Annotated in this window: 1 protein-coding gene; it reads left to right on the forward strand. The window is 80.2% G+C overall.

Annotated features, from left to right (window positions below):
* Positions 1-665: GAF domain-containing protein (locus tag AC2CJA_RS27040; RefSeq protein ID WP_484605258.1), on the forward strand; the 665-nt coding region annotated here is incomplete at its 5' end.
* Positions 666-733 lie beyond the last annotated feature (68 nt).

The following is a 733-nucleotide window of genomic DNA, read 5'->3' on the forward strand; positions in this document are numbered from 1 at the left end:
GGGCCACCCTGACGGCGCTGCGCCCCGCGCACGAGCCGGGCACGATCGTCCTCGCGGTCTTCCAGCCGGCCGGCACCGGCGCACCCGCGGGCCCGGACCCCGGCCCGGTCGCGGCGGTGGAGCGCGAGGAGTCCCGCCCGGACCCGTCCGAGGCCGCCCGCGGCACCGAACTGATGGACCTGCTGGACGAGACGGCCACGGCGCTGCTCGGGGCCGACTCCCCCAAGGAGGTGCCGCAGCGGGTCGCGGAGGCGCTCTACGGCCGGTTCGCCGACTGGGTCGTCGTCGACGCCGCCGTGCCCGGCGGCGCGCTGCGCCGGGCCGCCGTCCTGGCCTCGGCCGGGCGGCTGCGCGACACGGTCGCCGGGCAGGACCCGTCCTCCTGGCCCCCGGTGGTGGACGCGGTGCGGCACGGCGGCACGACGCTGCGGGTGCGGTCGGAGGACCCCTGGCTCCTGGGCCGGGACGCCGCCGGGGCCCCCGTTCTGGTGCGGGCCGGGGTCGGCTCACTGCTGTGCGTGCCGCTGTCCGACGGCACGGGGGGCCCGGTGCTCGGCGCGCTCACGCTGCTGCGCACCGGCGGCCGCAGGGCCTTCGGGCTGGCGGAGGCCGGCGCCGCGGAGCGGATCGCACGGCACGTCGGTCTCGCCCTGCGCGCTCTGTGAGGTGCTCCGCGCCCTGATCCGCGAGCCGGTCCACCGGCCGCCGCGCGGGGTGCCGGACACGCCTGTGC

Source organism: Streptomyces sp. ATLC9 (assembly GCF_057196705.1).